General features: G+C 39.2%; 20 protein-coding genes. 12 read left to right on the top strand and 8 right to left on the bottom strand.

The window, feature by feature from the left end; all coding sequences use genetic code 11:
* Position 1 precedes the first annotated feature (1 nt).
* The 7 genes from EWZ81_RS01960 to panB form a co-directional block, all read right to left on the bottom strand.
* Positions 2 to 244 carry a PP0621 family protein gene (locus EWZ81_RS01960; protein ID WP_165548851.1) on the bottom strand — a complete coding sequence of 81 codons (243 nt, stop codon included), beginning with the start codon at positions 242 to 244 and terminating at the stop codon, positions 2 to 4.
* Positions 238 to 774 (bottom strand): 16S rRNA (guanine(527)-N(7))-methyltransferase RsmG, encoded by a 537-nt coding sequence (gene rsmG / locus EWZ81_RS01955; protein ID WP_165548850.1) that lies wholly within the window; start codon positions 772 to 774, stop codon positions 238 to 240. Before rsmG ends, EWZ81_RS01960 begins: the two co-directional genes overlap by 7 nt.
* Positions 771 to 1,808 carry a tRNA preQ1(34) S-adenosylmethionine ribosyltransferase-isomerase QueA gene (gene queA, locus EWZ81_RS01950; RefSeq protein ID WP_165548849.1) on the bottom strand — a complete coding sequence of 346 codons (1,038 nt, stop codon included), beginning with the start codon at positions 1,806 to 1,808 and terminating at the stop codon, positions 771 to 773. Before queA ends, rsmG begins: the two co-directional genes overlap by 4 nt.
* Positions 1,809 to 2,558, bottom strand: a complete 750-nt coding sequence (tatC, locus tag EWZ81_RS01945; protein WP_165548848.1) for a twin-arginine translocase subunit TatC — start codon at positions 2,556 to 2,558, stop codon at positions 1,809 to 1,811.
* Complete coding sequence (gene tatB / locus EWZ81_RS01940; protein WP_165548847.1) at positions 2,551 to 3,033, bottom strand: Sec-independent protein translocase protein TatB; 483 nt, start codon at positions 3,031 to 3,033, stop codon at positions 2,551 to 2,553. The genes tatC and tatB overlap by 8 nt, the downstream gene beginning before the upstream one ends.
* 127 nt (positions 3,034 to 3,160) lie before the next feature.
* Complete coding sequence (gene ruvB / locus EWZ81_RS01935) at positions 3,161 to 4,171, bottom strand: Holliday junction branch migration DNA helicase RuvB (protein ID WP_165548846.1); 1,011 nt, start codon at positions 4,169 to 4,171, stop codon at positions 3,161 to 3,163.
* Entirely contained in the window at positions 4,172 to 4,984 is an 813-nt protein-coding gene (gene panB, locus EWZ81_RS01930; RefSeq protein WP_127948877.1) for a 3-methyl-2-oxobutanoate hydroxymethyltransferase, read from the bottom strand.
* A 148-nt stretch (positions 4,985 to 5,132) separates the two neighbouring features.
* Here panB and EWZ81_RS01925 point away from each other — a divergent pair, with 148 nt between their 5' ends.
* The 12 genes from EWZ81_RS01925 to rimP are packed head-to-tail and all read left to right on the top strand — an operon-like array spanning position 5,133 to position 15,716.
* Positions 5,133 to 5,855, top strand: a complete 723-nt coding sequence (locus EWZ81_RS01925; RefSeq protein WP_165548845.1) for a hypothetical protein — start codon at positions 5,133 to 5,135, stop codon at positions 5,853 to 5,855.
* Entirely contained in the window at positions 5,845 to 6,687 is an 843-nt protein-coding gene (locus EWZ81_RS01920) for an outer membrane beta-barrel protein (RefSeq protein WP_165548844.1), read from the top strand. Before EWZ81_RS01925 ends, EWZ81_RS01920 begins: the two co-directional genes overlap by 11 nt.
* An 11-nt stretch (positions 6,688 to 6,698) precedes the next feature.
* On the top strand, positions 6,699 to 7,640 hold the full coding sequence (locus tag EWZ81_RS01915; RefSeq protein ID WP_165548843.1) for an outer membrane beta-barrel protein: 942 nt from the start codon (positions 6,699 to 6,701) through the stop codon (positions 7,638 to 7,640).
* Positions 7,641 to 7,649: 9 nt separating this feature from the next.
* A complete protein-coding gene (locus EWZ81_RS01910) occupies positions 7,650 to 8,972 on the top strand; it encodes a M23 family metallopeptidase (RefSeq protein ID WP_165548842.1) in 1,323 nt (440 codons plus the stop codon).
* 2 nt (positions 8,973 to 8,974) lie between these two features.
* Complete coding sequence (gene minC, locus EWZ81_RS01905) at positions 8,975 to 9,559, top strand: septum site-determining protein MinC (protein ID WP_165548841.1); 585 nt, start codon at positions 8,975 to 8,977, stop codon at positions 9,557 to 9,559.
* On the top strand, positions 9,556 to 10,443 hold the full coding sequence (gene lpxC, locus EWZ81_RS01900) for a UDP-3-O-acyl-N-acetylglucosamine deacetylase (RefSeq protein ID WP_120849770.1): 888 nt from the start codon (positions 9,556 to 9,558) through the stop codon (positions 10,441 to 10,443). The genes minC and lpxC overlap by 4 nt, the downstream gene beginning before the upstream one ends.
* Before the next feature lie 21 nt (positions 10,444 to 10,464).
* The gene (locus EWZ81_RS01895) at positions 10,465 to 10,938 is read left to right on the top strand and encodes a tRNA threonylcarbamoyladenosine biosynthesis protein TsaB (protein ID WP_165548840.1); all 474 of its coding nucleotides are present in this window, start codon (positions 10,465 to 10,467) and stop codon (positions 10,936 to 10,938) included.
* Between the two features lie 53 nt (positions 10,939 to 10,991).
* Positions 10,992 to 11,873: a homoserine kinase gene (gene thrB, locus EWZ81_RS01890; RefSeq protein WP_000261712.1), complete on the top strand. Its 882-nt coding sequence runs from the start codon at positions 10,992 to 10,994 to the stop codon at positions 11,871 to 11,873.
* Positions 11,860 to 12,114, top strand: a complete 255-nt coding sequence (locus tag EWZ81_RS01885; protein WP_001232508.1) for a DUF448 domain-containing protein — start codon at positions 11,860 to 11,862, stop codon at positions 12,112 to 12,114. Before thrB ends, EWZ81_RS01885 begins: the two co-directional genes overlap by 14 nt.
* On the top strand, positions 12,111 to 14,948 hold the full coding sequence (gene infB, locus EWZ81_RS01880) for a translation initiation factor IF-2 (RefSeq protein ID WP_165548839.1): 2,838 nt from the start codon (positions 12,111 to 12,113) through the stop codon (positions 14,946 to 14,948). The genes EWZ81_RS01885 and infB overlap by 4 nt, the downstream gene beginning before the upstream one ends.
* On the top strand, positions 14,948 to 15,283 hold the full coding sequence (gene rbfA, locus EWZ81_RS01875; RefSeq protein ID WP_120946966.1) for a 30S ribosome-binding factor RbfA: 336 nt from the start codon (positions 14,948 to 14,950) through the stop codon (positions 15,281 to 15,283). The genes infB and rbfA overlap by 1 nt, the downstream gene beginning before the upstream one ends.
* Positions 15,276 to 15,716 carry a ribosome maturation factor RimP gene (rimP, locus tag EWZ81_RS01870; RefSeq protein ID WP_165548838.1) on the top strand — a complete coding sequence of 147 codons (441 nt, stop codon included), beginning with the start codon at positions 15,276 to 15,278 and terminating at the stop codon, positions 15,714 to 15,716. Before rbfA ends, rimP begins: the two co-directional genes overlap by 8 nt.
* 102 nt (positions 15,717 to 15,818) lie before the next feature.
* Here the strand turns inward: rimP and acs are convergent, their stop codons facing one another.
* Positions 15,819 to 17,807 carry an acetate--CoA ligase gene (gene acs, locus EWZ81_RS01865; RefSeq protein ID WP_001175440.1) on the bottom strand — a complete coding sequence of 663 codons (1,989 nt, stop codon included), beginning with the start codon at positions 17,805 to 17,807 and terminating at the stop codon, positions 15,819 to 15,821.
* Positions 17,808 to 17,911 lie beyond the last annotated feature (104 nt).

Below are 17,911 nucleotides of genomic sequence, written 5' to 3'. Positions count from 1 at the left end.
TTTACCTCTTATCTTTCAAACAAGTTTCACTGCAATAGGCTACCGCCCCGCTATAAATAGCGTCTTTGCTAGAGACATAGGTTTGGCATTTAGAGCATACAATCATGTGATCTTCTAATTCTTTGGGGGTTTGTTGCGTATAAGAGTGGTTGTCTTTGGGGTCGTCTTTAAGGGGTTTTTGCTTTAAAAACAAACGCCATAAAATCCATGCGATAATGAGTAAGGGGATTAAAATTCTTAACATAAACTTTCCTTTGATTTGTAAAAATAAACTCGTTTTTGATGCATAAAACATTCAGTGTCTTCACAAGCGATTTCATTCTTTAATTGCTCGCCTTTATAGAATAAAAAATACCCCTTATCTTTTAGGAAACATCGGCTTTTTTCTATCAAAAAAGAAGAGCTAGCGACCGCTCTAGAAGTGATCAAATCCACTTGTAAAAGATTTTGATAATCTTCTAAACGCTTTTTAATGATTTCAATATTTTTTAAAGGCAAAACGCTTTTAAGGTAGTTTAAAAAAGCCGCTCTTTTTATTCTTGGCTCTAAAAGAATGAATTTGACTTCAGGTTTTTCAAGGGCTAAAGGGATAGCAGGAAGTCCTGCTCCGCTCCCAATATCCAAGCAGCTTTTAAAATCTTTGACAAATTCTAAGGGCTTTAGAGCGTCTGTGATCTGGGGTTCTAACTCGCTTAAATTTTTTGCACCGCTCAAGTTGTGCGTTTGATTCCATTCTAAAAGGATGCGTGCATAATCTTGTAATAAGGGGTTCATAAAATCAGCATCCCATCGCCATAAGAATAAAAACGATATTTCTTTTCTATGGCTATTTTGTAGATTTCTTTGGTTTTTTCTAAGCCTATCATCGCGCTCACAAGCATTAAAAGGCTTGATTTGGGCAAATGGAAATTAGTGAGCAAATAATTGACATGCTGGATAGGATTAGCAAGATGCAAAAAAATGTCGCATTCAAACGATTCTTGATTAGGGTTTTTTAAACGCTTAAAGTATTCCACGCTCCTTAAAGCGGTTGTGCCGATGCATAAAATCTCTTGGGATTCTTGCAAAATTTCTTGGCTCTTTTTAGGAATGCGTAAAACTTCTGTATGGATTTGATGCTCTCTAATATCCTTAGTTTCCACGCCAAGAAAAGTCCCAGCTCCCACATGCAAGGTCAAAAAAGCGTGCTTGAAATCTTTCAATAATTTTTCTAAGGCATTTTGAGAAAAATGCAATGACGCTGTAGGGGCAGCCACTGCGCCGGTGTGTTTAGCGAACACGCTCTGGTATTCATGCGCATCCAAACTTTCATCCGTTCTTTTAATATAAGGAGGTAAGGGCATATGTCCGTATTGCTCTAAAAGCTTTAAGATATTTTCTTGATTTAAGGGGGTTTGATTGTCATAAAAAGCGATCAAGCGCTGGCCGTTATGAAGCAATTCCAAAACTTCAGCGTAATAATTTGCATCAAAGAAGATCTTATCCCCCGCTTTGATCTTACCCTTGATTTGAGTTAGGGCGGTGTTGCCTTTAAAAAAGCGGTGGAAAAACACTTCAGTCGTTTTTGATGGCAAAAAGGCATGCTTAGATCCAAAAAGCCTGGCCTTAATCACTTTAGTGTCGTTCAACACCACAAGGGCGTTTTTAGGGAAAAAGTCTAAAACATGCTCAAAAGTGGTGTGCGTGATTGTTTGCGAACGCCTTTCATAGACGAGTAATTTAGCCTTTTCTTTGGGCAAAACGGGGTAATTTGCGATCAATTCCTTAGGCAAATGATAATCATAGCTTTCTAAATCAAATTCTTTCAACTACGACTCGCTCTTTGTATGCTCTTTGGTGTCATTTTCGTGATCGCTTTCGTCGTCTTTAGGAGCCGGATTGACCATTTTGGCAATCAAAATAGAAAGCCCATAAAGCCCCACTAAAGGCAATGCCATAAAGATTTGACTCACCACATCAGGGGGAGTGATAATGGCTGCTACAATAAAAATCACTACAATAGCGTATTTGAAATACGCTTTCAAGCTCGCATCGGTAATCAAGCCCACTTTGGCTAAAAAATACGCCAAAACAGGCAATTCAAACGCCACGCCAAAGCCTAAAATCAAGCGCGTGAAAAAGCTCATGTAACTGGATGCAGAAATATTGGCCGCAAACACATCGCTCCCAAAAGTGGCTAAGTATTCAATGATGAAAGGAAACACCACATAGTAAGAAAACGCCGCCCCAATTAAAAACATGCCACTCCCAAAAAACACAAAAGGCAAAATCACTTTTTTTTCATTCTTATAAAGCCCTGGAGCGATAAAGAGCCACAATTGCCAAAAAATAATGGGCATGGAAATGACAATAGCGGCTGAAAAACTGATTTTAACCGCTACCATGACCCCTTCAATAGGGGATAGCTGAATGAGCGTGCCTTTATAAGAATTTTTAACAAATTCAAAAATATTTTTCCAAAAATGAAAGCACCCCAAAAACGCCACTAGAATCGTCCCTACAGAAACCATCAAACGCTTTCTTAATTCCTGTAAATGCGGTTTTAAATCTTCAAACATGCTCTTTTTCTTTGTCGTGTTCTTTGGTGTTGTTATCGGTTGCTAATTTGACTTCTTTAGGAGGTTCATCGCTTGAAACTTCTTTATTTAGGGCCTCTTCATTGGAAACTTCTTCGTTTAAATGGTTAGGGGTTGTGTTGGTTTCTAAACTGCGTTGGTAATCTTGCATCAAATCCTGAATGCTTTTAATCTCATTTTCTGCAGTTACCTTAGCGTCTTCTAATTCTTCAATCTTAACGCCTTTAAGACTCTCCACTTTGTTTTCAAAGAGTTTTTGATACTCTAAGGTTTCTTTTTTGATTTCTTCAATATTGATTTCTTTATCTAAAGTGTCCTTAGCGTCATTGAGCGTTTTTTTAACCGCGCGAAAAAATTTCACTATATCCACGACAGCTTGGGGGAATTTTTCTGGCCCTAAAAAAATAATCGCTACAATCAACACCACAAGGATTTCAAAAAAGCCCATGCCAAACATAATGATCTACTTTCACACCCTTTAAATTTTATCGTTATTGTAGTGTAATTTTCTTTCTAAACAAGATTAAAAAGTAAAAGTTTGAAATGAAAAGGGTTTAGGGAGAATATTCTCAAAAGATAAATCCTTAAAACAAACTTTGAGATCTTAAAGTGGGGATTTTTAAAAGTGCATGGGTTTTAGGCGTGGCGATCCTGCCTTTAGCGGTGCGCTCTAAATAACCATTAGCGAGTAAAAAAGGCTCAATCACGTCTTCAATCGTGCCTTCATCTTCTCTCATAGATGCTGCAATCGTGTTCAAACCCACCGGCTTTCCTTGAGCGTTAGCCAACAAAGATAAATACGCCAAATCCGCTTCATCAAAGCCCAATTCATTCACGCCTAATTCATTCAAAGCATGCAAAGTGATGTTTAAATCCATCAAGCTTGAATTTTTGACTAGCGCAAAATCGCGCACCCTTTTCAAAAGCCTTAAAGCGATCCTTGGCGTGCCTCTACTCCTTTTAGCGATTTCATCAGCGCTTTCTTCTTTGATGTCTTGGTTGAGTTTAGCAGCGGCTTTTTTGATGATGAGAGAAAGTTCGCTAGGGCTATAAAATTGCATCCTAAAACTCATGCCAAATCTGTCTCTTAAGGGGTTAGAGAGCATTCCGGCTCTAGTGGTAGCGCCAATAAGGGTGAAAGGGGGTAAATCAATTTTAATGGTTTGAGCCGCTGGGCCTGAGCCTATGATAATATCCAATCTAAAATCTTCCATAGCCGGGTATAAAACCTCTTCAATCGCTGGGCTAAGCCGGTGGATTTCATCAATAAAAAGAATGTCTTTAGCTTGCAAATTCGTCAAAATGGCGGCTAAATCACCGCTTTTTTCTATCATGGGAGCGGCGGTGATTTTGATATTGGTTTCCATTTCTTTAGCGATGATATGGCTGATTGAAGTTTTACCCAAACCGGGCGGGCCAAAAAAGAGCATGTGATCCAAACTTTCTTGGCGTTTTTTAGCCGCACAAATAGAAATTTGCAAGTTGCTTTTAATCTTTTCTTGACCGATAAAATCTTCCCAAAGATTGGGGCGCAAACTCACTTCTTGAGAAGTTTCAAAATCCAAAGTTTCTAAATTGACTATCCGTTCTTTCATTTAATGGTAACTTTCTAATTCGTTAGGGAAGTTTCCCTTTTTCACATCATCAGCGTATTGCTTGATAGCGTTTTGAACCAATTCTTTCCCTTTAAGGTATTCTCGCACGAATTTAGGCTTAAAACTATCAAAAAAGCCTAACATATCGCTCCACACTAAAATCTGCCCATCGCAATCCTTGCCGCTCCCTATGCCGATCGTGGGGATTTTGATTTTTTGCGTGATTTTCTGAGCGATAGGGGTGGTTATACCCTCTAAAACCAACAAACCCACCCCAGCTTCTTCTAAACTCAAGGCGTCTTCTAAAAGCTTTTTTTGTTGCTCTTCATTTTTGCCCTTAATCTTATAACCTCCATCAAGACGCACGAATTGAGGCATCAAGCCAATATGCCCTACCACGATAACGCCCTCATCAGTGAGCGTTTTAACCAGTTTCGCTTTTTCTTTCCCCCCCTCTAGTTTGATCGCGCTCGCTTGGGTTTCTTTATAAACCCTAATGGCGTTTTTTAGGGCTGTTTTTTCATCTTTATAGCTTCCAAAGGGCATGTCTGTGATGATAAAAGGAGTCTTAGCGCCCGCGCACACGGCTTTAGTGTGATAGAGCATCATTTTTACACTCGCGCTTAAAGTGTCGTTTTGATTGAAAAAACTCATATTCAAACTATCGCCCACTAAAATCACATCCACTAGTGGATCAAATATTTGAGCGAATAGTGCGTCATAAGCGGTAATGGCGATGATTTTTTCTTGATTTTTTTTAGCTTGGAGGTGGTTGAGAGTGATCTTTTTAATTGGGGCGGTTTGCATGCTCATTAAAAATCCTAAGTGTTAAATATAGTGGCATTGTAGCATGACTTTATTAGGGTGGGTAAAAATTTTACTCCATTTTAACCGGTCATTTTAATTATTTTAGTATAATTGAAAGAAACTTTTAACAAACAATTCAAGGGATTTAGCGATTTTGGGTCTTAAAAAACATGCTATTTTATGGTCTTTAATGGGGTTTTATACGGGATTGAGTGCGCTTGATTATGATACCCTAGACCCGAAATATTACAAATATATCAAGTATTATAAAGCTTATGAAGATAAAGAAGTTGAAGAATTGATCAGAGACTTAAAAAGGGCGAACGCTAAAAGCGGGCTTATTTTAGGGATCAATACCGGGTTTTTTTATAACCATGAAATCATGGTCAAAACCAATAGCTCTAGCATCACCGGGAATATTTTAAATTATTTGTTCGCTTATGGCTTGCGTTTTGGATATCAAACCTTCAGGCCGTCGTTTTTTGCGCGCTTGGTTAAGCCTAATATTATTGGCAGGCGTATCTATATTCAATATTATGGAGGGGCTCCTAAAAAAGCGGGCTTTGGGAGCGTGGGGTTTCAATCGGTCATGCTGAATGGGGATTTTTTATTAGACTTTCCTTTGCCCTTTGTGGGGAAATACCTTTATATGGGGGGGTATATGGGTTTAGGCTTGGGAGTTGTGGCGCATGGGGTGAATTATACGGCGGAATGGGGGATGTCTTTTAACGCAGGATTGGCTCTAACGGTATTAGAAAAAAACCGCATTGAATTTGAATTTAAAATTTTGAATAATTTCCCTTTTTTGCAATCTAATTCTTCAAAAGAGACTTGGTGGGGAGCTATAGCAAGCATTGGGTATCAATATGTGTTCTAAAAAAATAAGAAATCTCATTTTATGCTTTGGTTTTATTTTAAGCTTGCGCGCTGAAGAGAGTATGACTGAAAGAAATATGACTGAAGAAAATACCCCTAAAGACGCTCCCATTCTTTTGGAAGAAAAACGCGTCCGAACGCTAGAGTTTAAAGAAGAAAATGAAGTGGCAAAAAAGATTGATGAAAAAAGCCTGCTTGAAGAAATCCATAAGAAAAAACGCCAGCTTTACATGCTCAAAGGGGAATTGCATGAAAAAAATGAATCCATCTTGTTCCAGCAAATGGCTAAAAATAAGAGCGGTTTTTTTATAGGCGTGATCCTTGGCGATATAGGGGTTAGCGCTCATCCTTATGAGAAGTTTGAACTTTTAAGCAATATTCAAGCTTCTCCTTTGCTGTATGGTTTAAGGAGCGGGTATCAAAAGTATTTCGCTAACGGGATTAGCGCCTTACGCTTTTATGGGGAGTATTTAGGGGGGGCGATGAAAGGGTTTAAAAGCGATTCTTTGGCTTCTTATCAAACCGCAAGCTTGAATATTGATCTATTGATGGATAAGCCTATTGACAAAGAAAAAAGGTTTGCGTTAGGGATATTTGGAGGCGTTGGAGTGGGGTGGAATGGGATGTATCAAAATTTAAAAGAGATTAGAGGGTATTCACAGCCTAACGCCTTTGGGCTGGTGTTAAATTTAGGGGTGAGCATGACGCTCAACCTCAAACACCGCTTTGAATTAGCCCTAAAAATGCCTCCCTTAAAAGAAACTTCGCAAACCTTTTTATATTATTTTAAAAGCACTAATATTTATTATATTAGTTACAACTATTTATTGTAAAGGCTCAAGGGTTGAAACTCAAATACTGGTTAGTTTATCTGGCGTTCATTATAGGACTTCAAGCGACAGATTATGACAATTTAGAAGAAGAAAACCAACAATTAGACGAAAAAATAAACCATTTAAAGCAACAGCTCACCGAAAAAGGGGTTTCGCCCAAAGAGATGGATAAGGATAAGTTTGAAGAAGAATATTTAGAGCGAACTTACCCAAAGATTTCTTCAAAGAAAAGAAAAAAATTACTCAAATCTTTTTCCATAGCCGATGATAAGAGCGGGGTTTTTTTAGGGGGTGGGTATGCTTATGGGGGATTTAACTTGTCTTATCAAGGGGAGATGTTAGACAGATATGGCTCAAATGCCTCTAGCGCGTTTAAAAACAAGATCAATATTAACGCTCCTGTTTCTATGATTAGCGCTAAATTCGGGTATCAAAAATACTTCGTGCCTTATTTTGGGACACGATTTTATGGGGATTTATTGCTTGGGGGTGGGGCGTTAAAAGAGAACGCGCTCAAGCAGCCTGTAGGCTCGTTTTTTTATGTTTTAGGGGCTGTCAATACCGATTTATTGTTTGACATGCCTTTAGATTTTAAGACCAAAAAGCATTTTTTAGGCGTTTATGCGGGTTTTGGGATAGGGCTTATGCTTTATCAAGACAAGCCTAATCAAAACGGGAGGGATTTGGTAGTAGGGGGTTATTCAAGCCCTAATTTTTTATGGAAATCTTTGATTGAAGTGGATTACACTTTTAATGTGGGCGTGAGTTTAACGCTTTATAGGAAACACCGCTTAGAGATTGGCACCAAATTACCGATTAGCTATTTGAGGATGGGAGTAGAAGAGGGAGCGATTTATCACAATAAAGAAAATGATGAACGATTGTTGATTTCAGCTAACAACCAGTTCAAACGATCCAGTTTTTTATTAGTGAATTATGCGTTCATTTTTTGAGGCTTGATCTTGGGGTTAGGGTTTAAAATTTTAGCGTTAGTCGTTTTAATTTTGGGGGGTTATTTGATTTTTAACGCCTTTATCACAAAACCCAGAGCTTTAAGTTTTAGTTTAAAGAGCGAAGAAAATGCGCTTAATGACAACAATGAAGCGCTTTTTTGGGATCTAAAAAAACCCATTAAGATTAAAATAGCAGCCCCAAAGGGCATCAAACGCTATGAGATAAAAGTAACCACAAAAGACAATTTGATCTTATATAAAAAAGAAAGTCTGGTATTGGATAAACCCAAGTCTTTAGAAGTGCCTTTAATTAGGCCTGAAATCATGGGGTTAGAAGACAAGTGCCTTTTGTATGAAATTCAAGCTAATGATTGGAGCTATGCTAATTTTTTCAATGGCAATAAGGCGTCTTTCAAACAAGAAGTGTGTGTTGATACGATAAAACCCTCAATCGCTATTTTATCTCGTTCTCCAAGCATCGCTTATGGAGGGAGCGCGATAGTTGTCTTTGAAGCTTTGGATAAGAATTTGTCTCAAGCGTTTGTGCGCGTCAAAAAAAAGGATTTTAAAGCTTTCAGGCTTTTAGAATTCAAACAGCGTAATGTTTTTATCGCTTTAGTGCCTTGGTCTTATAAAAATAAGGATTTTAAAGCGTTCATTGTCGCTAAAGATAAAGCTTATAACTCTAATACCACCCCTTTATTGTTCAAGCGAAAAACCCATCGTTTGAGGGAAAAAGATATAAACTTAAGCGCCTTAAAAGATAAGATTGCAAAGCAAGAAAAATTTCAAAATCACACTGAGCAAACTTTATTAGAAATGTTTTCCAACGCGCGCTTAAAAGATTTAGAAAAAATCCAAAAAATCGCTTTAGAGCAAGGGGATTTTGATAAGGATTTTTCCCATTTTCAAGCGCTAAAACCCTTGAATGGGTCTTTTAAAATGATAAGCAATTTTTTAGAAAATCGGCGGTTTTTAAAGGATAATCAGGTGTTGTTTAAATTCTTGCATTTAGGGGTGGATTTGATGCCCAGTAAGGATTTATCCTTAGCGTTTGATCCATCGGTGAAGAGGGTTTTTAAGGGGGAATTGGATTTTTATGGTAATAGTTTAATGGATTGCTATGGTTTAGGTTTGTGCGTTTTTTTAGCGCATTTAAAAGATGATGAAAGCGTGGGGAGTAGTGGTTTGAAATTAGGGATCGGGTTGCATTTAGGGATGCTTTTGCAAGGGGTGTTTGTCCGGCCCAATGAATGGCTTAATGAGCAATGGATAAAAACCAATATCATTGCCCCCATAGAGCAAGCCAAACGGCTTTTAATGAAAGGATAGTCATGTTAAAAACCAATCAAAAAAATGTGCATGCGTTTGAAATTGAAAAGCAAGAGCCTGAAGCGGTCATAGGATTTTTAGAAAAAAACCACGCCCTTTTGCAATATTTTCTTATTATTTTTAAATATGATATTGAACCAGAAGTCAAAGCCGTTTTGCGCAAACACCAGCTTTTGTTTTTAGAAACGAATCGCGCTTTAAACGGGCGCTATATCAAAACCACAGAAAAAGACGCTAACCCTTTAAAGCAAAATAGCCCTAATGCGATAGAACCCAAGACAACGATTTATGAGCGTAATATTAGGAGTGGGGAAGAGATTTATAGCGCTAACCACCTTATTTTTTTGGGTAATATCCACAATGGGGCGAAGATCATTTCAGAAGGTTCTGTGTCAGTTTATGGGGTTTGCGAAGGGGCGATTGTGTGCTTTGGAGAGTGCTTGATTTTGAAAGAAGTCAAGAGCGCTCAAATCGTTTTTCAAAATCAAATTTTCTCTTTAAAAGAGGTTGAACGGCTTTTGGTAAATAAAAATATTAAAATAATCACTAAAAATGACGATATACTAGACATAAAGGAAGTATTATGAAACAAACAACCATTAACCACTCTGTGGAATTAGTAGGGATAGGCTTGCATAAGGGCGTTCCTGTGAAGCTTGTTTTAGAGCCTTTAGGAGAAAATCAAGGCATTGTTTTTTACCGCTCTGATTTGGGCGTGAAGCTCCCCTTAAAACCTGAAAACATCGTGGATACCAAAATGGCAACCGTGTTGGGTAAGGATAACGCTAGAATTTCTACGATTGAGCATTTGCTTTCAGCTATTCATGCGTATGGTATTGATAATCTTAAAATCTCTGTGGATAACGAAGAGATCCCTATCATGGATGGGAGTGCTTTGATTTATTGCATGCTTTTAGATGAAGCAGGGATTAAAGAATTAGACGCTCCTAAAAAAGTGATGGAAATCAAGCAAGCCGTTGAGATTAGAGAGGGCGATAAATTTGTTAAAATTGAGCCAGACAGCCAACTTTCTTTGAATTTCACGATTGATTTTAACCATCCGGTTATCGCTAAGCAAGCCCATCATTTCATCTTTAGTAAAACCGCTTACAAAGAGCAAGTCGCTAAAGCCCGCACTTTTGGGTTTTTGCAAGAAGTGAATTACTTGCGATCCATTGGTTTGGCTAAAGGAGGAAGCTTGAATAACTGCATTGTGCTGGATGAAAACAGCATTTTGAATAAAGAGGGCTTGAGGTGCGAAAAGGAATTCGTGTGCCACAAGATTTTAGACGCTATGGGGGATTTAATGGTCTTAGGCATGCCTGTGATGGGCAAATACACTTCTTTTTCGGGGAGCCATAAACTCAATTCCATGTTGGTTAAAGCCATTTTAGCGGACGCTAAAAATTACGAAGTTTTGATCGCTACGGATCCGGCTAAAGAATTTGCGTTGCAAAAGGCTTTCGCTTAATCCTAAATTAGGGTTTATTTTTTGGAATTGGATTTAGTGCTTATCTCTTTAGGCGATGGGGTTTTGCTTGGGGTGTATCAAAACAATTTTTTATGCACTTCTTACACTTCCAAATCAAAAACAAGCGAAGCTTTAGTGGAAGTTTTTTCACAATTATTCAAAGATTTTAAAAACCCTACTTTACCGGCGATTAAAGGGGTTTATTACGCTAAAGGGCCAGGGAGTTTCACTAGCCTAAAGCTCACGCATGTTTTCTTACACACTTTGGCTTTAATCCATGACTTTGAACTCTATTCAACCACAGGCTTTGATTTTAACGACAACACGCCCATTTTGGCGTATGCCAATAAATACTTTGTTTCACAAGAAAGGGAAAGCTTAACCGATTTTAAGGATTTGAAAATTGCACCAAAAGATTTCATGCTGCCCTCTTTTTTAGAGAAAGACAAATTCACCCAATTGAACACGCCGTTTTACATTTTGCCTCCTATTTAGTGTATAATGCTAGTTTTAAAAATGAAAGGGTATCAACAATAGGGGTTTAAAATTTGGTAGTGAGTGTTCCTGCAACAAGTGCGAATTTGGGCCCCGGTTTTGATTGCTTGGGTTTGAGTTTGAATTTACGCAATCGTTTTTTTATTGAGCCTAGCAGCTTCCATGCGGTGAAATTGGTTGGGGAGGGTGAAGGAATCCCTAAGTTTTTAACCAACAATATTTTCACTAAAGTGTTTTATGAGATTTTAAAAAAGCATGGGAATGACGGCTCGTTTAAATTTTTATTGCATAATAAAGTCCCTATTACAAGGGGCATGGGATCTAGCTCGGCGATGATTGTGGGGGCGGTCGCTTCAGCGTTTGCTTTTTTAGGGTTTGCTTTTGATAGAGAAAATATTGTCAATACCGCTTTAATTTATGAAAACCACCCGGATAATATCACCCCAGCGGTCTTTGGGGGGTATAATGCAGCGTTTGTGGAAAAAAAGAAAGTGATAAGTTTAAAAACCAAAATCCCTTCTTTTTTAAAAGCGGTGATGGTGATCCCTAATAGGGCCATTTCCACTAAGCAATCGCGCCACCTCTTGCCCAAGCGTTACAGCGTGCAAGAAAGCGTGTTTAACCTTTCGCATGCGAGCTTGATGACCATGGCGATTGTGCAAGGGAAGTGGGATTTGTTGCGTTGTTGTTCTAAAGACAGGATGCATCAATATAAGCGCATGCAAACTTATCCTGTATTGTTTGCGATCCAAAAGCTCGCTTTAGAAAATAACGCCTTAATGAGCACGCTTTCAGGGAGCGGTTCGTCGTTTTTTAACATGTGTTATGAAGAGGACGCCCCTAAATTAAAGCAGGTTTTGAGCAAGAAATTCCCTAAATTTAGGGTAGCGGTTTTAGATTTTGATAATGATGGGGTCCTTATTGAGAAAGACTGAAATTAAAATCCGCATGTGTGTGGCGTGCAGAATGCGCCAACCCCAAAAGGATTTGTTGCGTTTGAAAAGCTTTGAAAATCAAATCATGGAATTTGATGGCACAGGCCGTAGTTTCTATGTGTGTGGAAATTGTTTAAAAAATGGAGAAAAAAAGTTGTTGAAAGCGGTTTCAAAAATAAAGAACGCCCCAAAAGATACCAAAAATATCATTACTTGGATTAAGGAGAGAAGCATAGCATGAGCGAGATGGTTGATTTAAAAGAATTTTTAGCCGAGCTTGGTAAGACCCAAAAAGAGCTTAAAAATGTGATCGAGCAAGCCAAAGATATTGGTTTAGAGCTTAAGACAAATTCTAAAATGACCCCAGAGCAAGCAGGCAAGCTATACAAATACATTGTGGATGGCATTAAAGAACAAATACAAGCCAATCAACCCACTAAAAATCCTGAACAAGACAATAAAGACGATTTGAATATGGCCCAAACGCCCAAACCTCTTAACAAAAAGGTTTCAAAAACGCCTAAAAAAGAAGAAAAAAGCCAGCCAAAGCCCAAAAAAACTAAAGAAAAGAAAAAAGAAGCTCCCACGCCCATTGCCAAAAAGAAGGGAGGGATAGAGATTGTCAATACTTTTGAAAACCAAACGCCCCTTACAGAAAACACCTCTAAAGCACTAACCCCCTCTCAATCTCAAATAGAAAAAGCCAAACAAAAGCTCCAAGAAATCCAAAAAAGCCGAGAAGCCCTAAACAAGCTCACCCAAAGCAACGCTAACAGCACCAATAACGCTAATAACGCTAAAAAAGAAATCAGCGAAGTTAAAAAACAAGAGCAAGAGATCAAACGCCATGAAAACATTAAAAGACGCACCGGTTTTAGGGTGATTAAACGCAACGATGAAACAGAAAATGAAATTGAAAACAGCGTAACCGAAAGCAAAAAACCCACTCAAAGCGCGGCGGCTATTTTTGAAGACATTAAAAAAGAATGGCAAGAAAAAGACAAGCAAGAGGCTAAAAAAGCCAAAAAACCCAGTAAGTCCAAACCCACCCCCACAGCCAAAAACAACAAATCCCATAAAATTGATTTTAGCGATGCGAGGGATTTTAAGGGCAATGATATTTATGATGATGAAACCGATGAAATCTTATTGTTTGATTTGCATGAACAAGATAATCTCAATAAGGAAGAAGAAGAAAAAGAAATCCGCCAAAACATCAACGACAGGGTACGCGTCCAAAGAAAAAACCCTTGGATGAATGAAAGCGGGATCAAACGACAATCCAAGAAAAAGCGCGCATTCCGTAACGATAACAGCCAAAAAGTGATCCAAAGCGCGATTGCAATCCCTGAAGAAGTGCGCGTCTATGAATTCGCGCAAAAAGCGAATTTGAATTTAGCCGATGTGATTAAAACCCTCTTTAATTTAGGGCTTATGGTAACTAAAAACGACTTTTTGGATAAGGATAGTATAGAGATTTTAGCCGAAGAGTTTCATTTAGAAATTTCTGTTCAAAACACTTTAGAAGAATTTGAAGTAGAAGAAGTGCTAGAGGGGGTGAAAAAAGAGCGCCCGCCTGTGGTGACTATCATGGGGCATGTTGATCATGGTAAAACTTCATTACTGGATAAAATCCGTGATAAAAGAGTCGCTCACACGGAAGCCGGGGGGATCACTCAGCACATTGGCGCTTACATGGTAGAAAAAAATAACAAATGGGTGTCTTTCATTGACACTCCAGGGCATGAAGCTTTCAGCCAGATGCGTAATCGTGGGGCTCAAGTTACAGATATTGCAGTGATTGTGATAGCGGCTGATGATGGCGTGAAGCAGCAGACTATTGAAGCTTTAGAGCATGCAAAGGCCGCTAATGTGCCTGTGATTTTTGCGATGAATAAAATGGATAAACCCAATGTGAATCCGGACAAACTCAAAGCCGAATGCGCTGAACTTGGTTATAACCCTGTGGATTGGGGCGGAGAGCATGAGTTTATCCCTGTTTCGGCTAAAACGGGCGATGGCATTGACAATCTGTTAGAAACCATTCTCATTCAAGCGGATATTATGGAATTAAAAGCCATAGAAGAGGGCAGTGCTAGAGCGGTTGTTTTAGAAGGGAGCGTGGAAAAAGGGCGTGGGGCAGTAGCCACTGTGATTGTCCAAAGCGGGACTTTGAGCGTGGGGGATAGTTTTTTTGCCGAAACGGCGTTTGGTAAAGTAAGAACGATGACTGACGATCAAGGCAAGAGCATTCAAAATTTAAAACCCTCTATGGTGGCTCTCATCACAGGCTTGAGCGAAGTGCCGCCTGCGGGATCTGTTTTAATAGGGGTAGAAAACGATTCTATCGCGCGCTTGCAAGCTCAAAAGAGGGCGACTTATTTACGCCAAAAAGCGTTGAGTAAAAGCACTAAAGTGTCTTTTGATGAGCTTTCAGAAATGGTCGCTAATAAGGAATTGAAAAATATTCCTGTAGTCATTAAAGCGGATACGCAAGGAAGCTTAGAAGCCATTAAAAACAGCCTGTTGGAGCTTAATAACGAAGAGGTAGCGATTCAAGTGATCCATTCAGGGGTGGGGGGCATTACTGAAAATGATTTGAGCCTAGTCTCTAGCAGTGAGCATGCGGTGATTTTAGGTTTTAATATCCGCCCCACCGGTAATGTGAAAAATAAGGCTAAAGAATACAATGTGAGCATTAAAACTTACACGGTGATTTATGCCTTGATTGAAGAGATGCGATCGCTGTTATTAGGCTTGATGAGTCCTATCATTGAAGAAGAGCATACCGGGCAAGCGGAAGTGAGGGAAACCTTTAATATCCCTAAAGTTGGCACGATAGCCGGGTGTGTGGTGAGCGATGGGGTGATCGCTCGTGGCATTAAGGCGCGTTTGATTAGAGATGGCGTGGTGGTTCATACCGGCGAAATCCTTTCTTTGAAACGCTTTAAAGATGATGTGAAAGAAGTTTCTAAGGGCTATGAGTGCGGGATCATGCTAGACAATTATAACGAGATTAAAGTGGGCGATGTGTTTGAAACCTATAAAGAAATCCATAAAAAAAGAACTCTCTAATGAACGCTCATAAAGAACGCTTAGAATCCAATCTTTTAGAATTACTGCAAGAGGCTTTAGCGAGCTTGAATGATGGCGAGTTGAATTCTTTAAGCGTTACTAAAGTGGAATGCTCTAAAGGGAAGCACCACGCTTATGTGTTTGTGCCTTCACAAGATCATAAAATCCTTTCTAAATTAAAAAAAGCTGAGGGTTTGATCAGGCAATTTGTTTTGCAAGCGAGCGGGTGGTTTAAATGCCCAAAACTCAGTTTTGTTTTAGATGATAGTTTAGAAAAGCAGCTCCGCCTAGACGCCATATTCAATGAAATCGCTAAAGGGAAAGATAATGACTAAAAGAATAGAAGAGAAAATAGAAGGCGTGATTGAAAGCTTGGGATACTTGCTTTATGATGTGAGTTTGGTTAAAGAAAACGAGCAGCATGTTTTAAGGGTGAGCCTTAAAAACCCTAATGGGGCGGTTAGCTTGGATATTTGCCAACAAGTGAGCGAGATCATTTCGCCCTTATTAGATGTGTGCGATTTTATTCAAGACGCTTATATTTTGGAAGTGAGCTCCATGGGATTAGAAAGAACACTCAAAACCCCTAAACACTTCAAGCTTTCTTTAGGCGAAAAAGTGGAGGTCAAACTCACAAATAAAGAAAGCTTTCAAGCACTCCTTAAAGACGCTAACGATTTGAGCGCAGATTTTGAATTAGAGGATCACGCTATCAAAAGCGTGGAGTATAAGGATTTAAAGAAAGTTAAAACGCTTTTTGAGTGGTGAAATAATGCGAAGCGGTAGCGTTTCTGCACTCTATAAGAGATGCTTGATTGAAATTAGCTCTTGTTATTTGGCTAAAAAACGCTAAAAAGCATTTTTTAGATTTCACTCCTCCATTTGAACGATACTCATTATTTCTTTAACCACATTCACATCTTCCAGCGTGCTTAAATCTTGAGTGATGGGCTCTTTTTTGGCGATAGATTTCAAAAGCCTTCTCATGATTTTCCCGCTCCTGGTTTTAGGCAAACCTGGCACATACATGACATTGTCTAATTTAGCGATCTTTCCAATTTCAACGGATAAGATATGATTCATTTCTTTTAACAATTCTAAACTCTCGCCAAGATTGCATTTAGCCCCATCGCACAGCACCACAAACGCAAACAAGCCCTCTCCTTTAATCGTATCAGGGATACCCACTACCGCGCATTCAACCACCATTTCATGTTTAGAAATAGCGCTCTCCACTTCAGCCGTGCCAATCCTATGCCCGCTCACATTCACAATATCATCTGTGCGCCCAATAATAGTGATGTATCCGTTTTCATCCACGATAGCGCCATCTCCAGAGAGGTAGACATATTCCCCATTCAACTTGATCTGAGAAAAATAGCTATCAATGTATCGTTTTTCATCGCCCCAAATGTTTCTTACCATAGAAGGCCATGGCTTAGTGATGCATAAAAACCCTTGCTCTCCGGGCTTTGTTTTGGTGCCGTCTTCGTTTAAAACTTCTGCATGGATTCCAGGCAAAGGTAAAGTCGCACAACTGGCCCTTATAGGCGTAGCTCCCGGTAAAGGGCTGATGATATGCCCGCCTGTTTCTGTTTGCCACCAAGTATCCACGATACTGCATTTTGAATTGCCGATTTTTTCATAAAACCATTTCCATGCCGTAGGGTTAATGGGCTCTCCCACCGTTCCTAAAACTTTGAGCGATTCTAAATTATACTTTAAGGGTTCGTTTTCGCCTTTAGCATGCAGCATTCTTATAGCGGTGGGAGAAGTGTAGAATTTATCCACGCGGTATTCTTCTATCATCCTCCACCATCTCCCATAATCCGGATAAGACATCGTGCCTTCTAGTATCAAAGTCGTCGCCCCACAAGCTAAAGGCCCATAAACCACATAAGTGTGCCCTGTGATCCAGCCAATATCAGCGGTGCACCAAAAATTATCGTTATCTCTAATATCAAAAACCCACTCCATCGTCATTTGTGCCCACAGCAAATACCCCGCACTGCTGTGTTGAACGCCTTTAGGTTTCCCGGTTGATCCGCTTGTATAGAGCAAGAATAAAGGATCTTCAGAGTCCATCATTTCAAGTTCGCATTTATCGGATTGGTAATTGACCATTTCATTATAGACAAAATCGCGCCCTCTCACATAGTCAATCTCTTTGGCGTTTCGTATCACAATGAGCGCTTTTTCCACACTAGGGCAGGCATTATTTTCTAGAGCCTTGTCAAGGGCTGGCTTGAGCATGTAAGGTTTGCCTTTTCTAAAAGTCCCGTCCGCTGTGATAACTAATTTGGCTTGAGCGTCGTTGATCCTATCCCTCAAGGCTTCAGGGCTAAACCCAGCAAAAACGATGCTATGGATCGCTCCAATCCTAGCACATGCGAGCATCATATAAACGCTTTCTACAATCATGGGCATATAGATAATGACTCTGTCGCCTTTTTTGACATTGAATTCGTTTTTTAAAAGGTTGGCTGTTTTATTGACTTCAGAGTGGAGTTTTCTGTAAGTGATGACATTATAATCCCCCATTTCCCCTTCAAAAATGATCGCCACTTTATTTTTTTTGTCTTTTAAATGCCTGTCTATGCAATTGTAAGAAACATTGATTTTGCCGTTTTCAAACCATTTGAAAAAAGGGGCGTTATCGCTGTTTAAAACCTTATCAAAAGGTTTAAACCATGTGAGTTTTTGCTTGGCTAACTCGCCCCAAAAATGTTCGTAATCTTCATTGGCTTCATGCACTAAATCCTTATATTCGCACATGTTTTTAATCCTGGCTTGCTTGGCAAACGCTCTGTTAGGGTTAAAGACTTTTGTAACGAATTCTAAATCTTCGTCTAATTGCATTATATCTCCTTTCTATGGCTTTAAGCGCATTTTTTATTATTATATCCAAACTCACACTCTTTTAAAGGGAGGGATACTTTTCTCTTTCTGTGGGGATTGAGACT

The sequence above is a fragment of the Helicobacter pylori genome, from assembly GCF_011140715.1.
In the GTDB taxonomy this organism is placed as follows: domain Bacteria; phylum Campylobacterota; class Campylobacteria; order Campylobacterales; family Helicobacteraceae; genus Helicobacter; species Helicobacter pylori_DA.
The sequence above is the reverse complement of the archived record's forward strand: the minus strand, read 5'-3'. Positions and strand labels throughout refer to the sequence as shown.

Excerpts from the sequence above, each read along its gene's own strand:
- EWZ81_RS01960 (WP_165548851.1), bottom strand. The coding sequence starts at position 244 with ATGTTAAGAATTTTAATCCCCTTACTCATTATCGCATGGATTTTATGG.
- rsmG (WP_165548850.1), bottom strand. The coding sequence starts at position 774 with ATGAACCCCTTATTACAAGATTATGCACGCATCCTTTTAGAATGGAAT.
- tatC (WP_165548848.1), bottom strand. The coding sequence starts at position 2,558 with ATGTTTGAAGATTTAAAACCGCATTTACAGGAATTAAGAAAGCGTTTG.
- tatB (WP_165548847.1), bottom strand. The coding sequence starts at position 3,033 with ATGTTTGGCATGGGCTTTTTTGAAATCCTTGTGGTGTTGATTGTAGCG.
- ruvB (WP_165548846.1), bottom strand. The coding sequence starts at position 4,171 with ATGAAAGAACGGATAGTCAATTTAGAAACTTTGGATTTTGAAACTTCT.
- panB (WP_127948877.1), bottom strand. The coding sequence starts at position 4,984 with ATGAGCATGCAAACCGCCCCAATTAAAAAGATCACTCTCAACCACCTC.
- EWZ81_RS01920 (WP_165548844.1), top strand. The coding sequence starts at position 5,845 with ATGTGTTCTAAAAAAATAAGAAATCTCATTTTATGCTTTGGTTTTATT.
- minC (WP_165548841.1), top strand. The coding sequence starts at position 8,975 with ATGTTAAAAACCAATCAAAAAAATGTGCATGCGTTTGAAATTGAAAAG.
- lpxC (WP_120849770.1), top strand. The coding sequence starts at position 9,556 with ATGAAACAAACAACCATTAACCACTCTGTGGAATTAGTAGGGATAGGC.
- infB (WP_165548839.1), top strand. The coding sequence starts at position 12,111 with ATGAGCGAGATGGTTGATTTAAAAGAATTTTTAGCCGAGCTTGGTAAG.
- rbfA (WP_120946966.1), top strand. The coding sequence starts at position 14,948 with ATGAACGCTCATAAAGAACGCTTAGAATCCAATCTTTTAGAATTACTG.
- rimP (WP_165548838.1), top strand. The coding sequence starts at position 15,276 with ATGACTAAAAGAATAGAAGAGAAAATAGAAGGCGTGATTGAAAGCTTG.
- acs (WP_001175440.1), bottom strand. The coding sequence starts at position 17,807 with ATGCAATTAGACGAAGATTTAGAATTCGTTACAAAAGTCTTTAACCCT.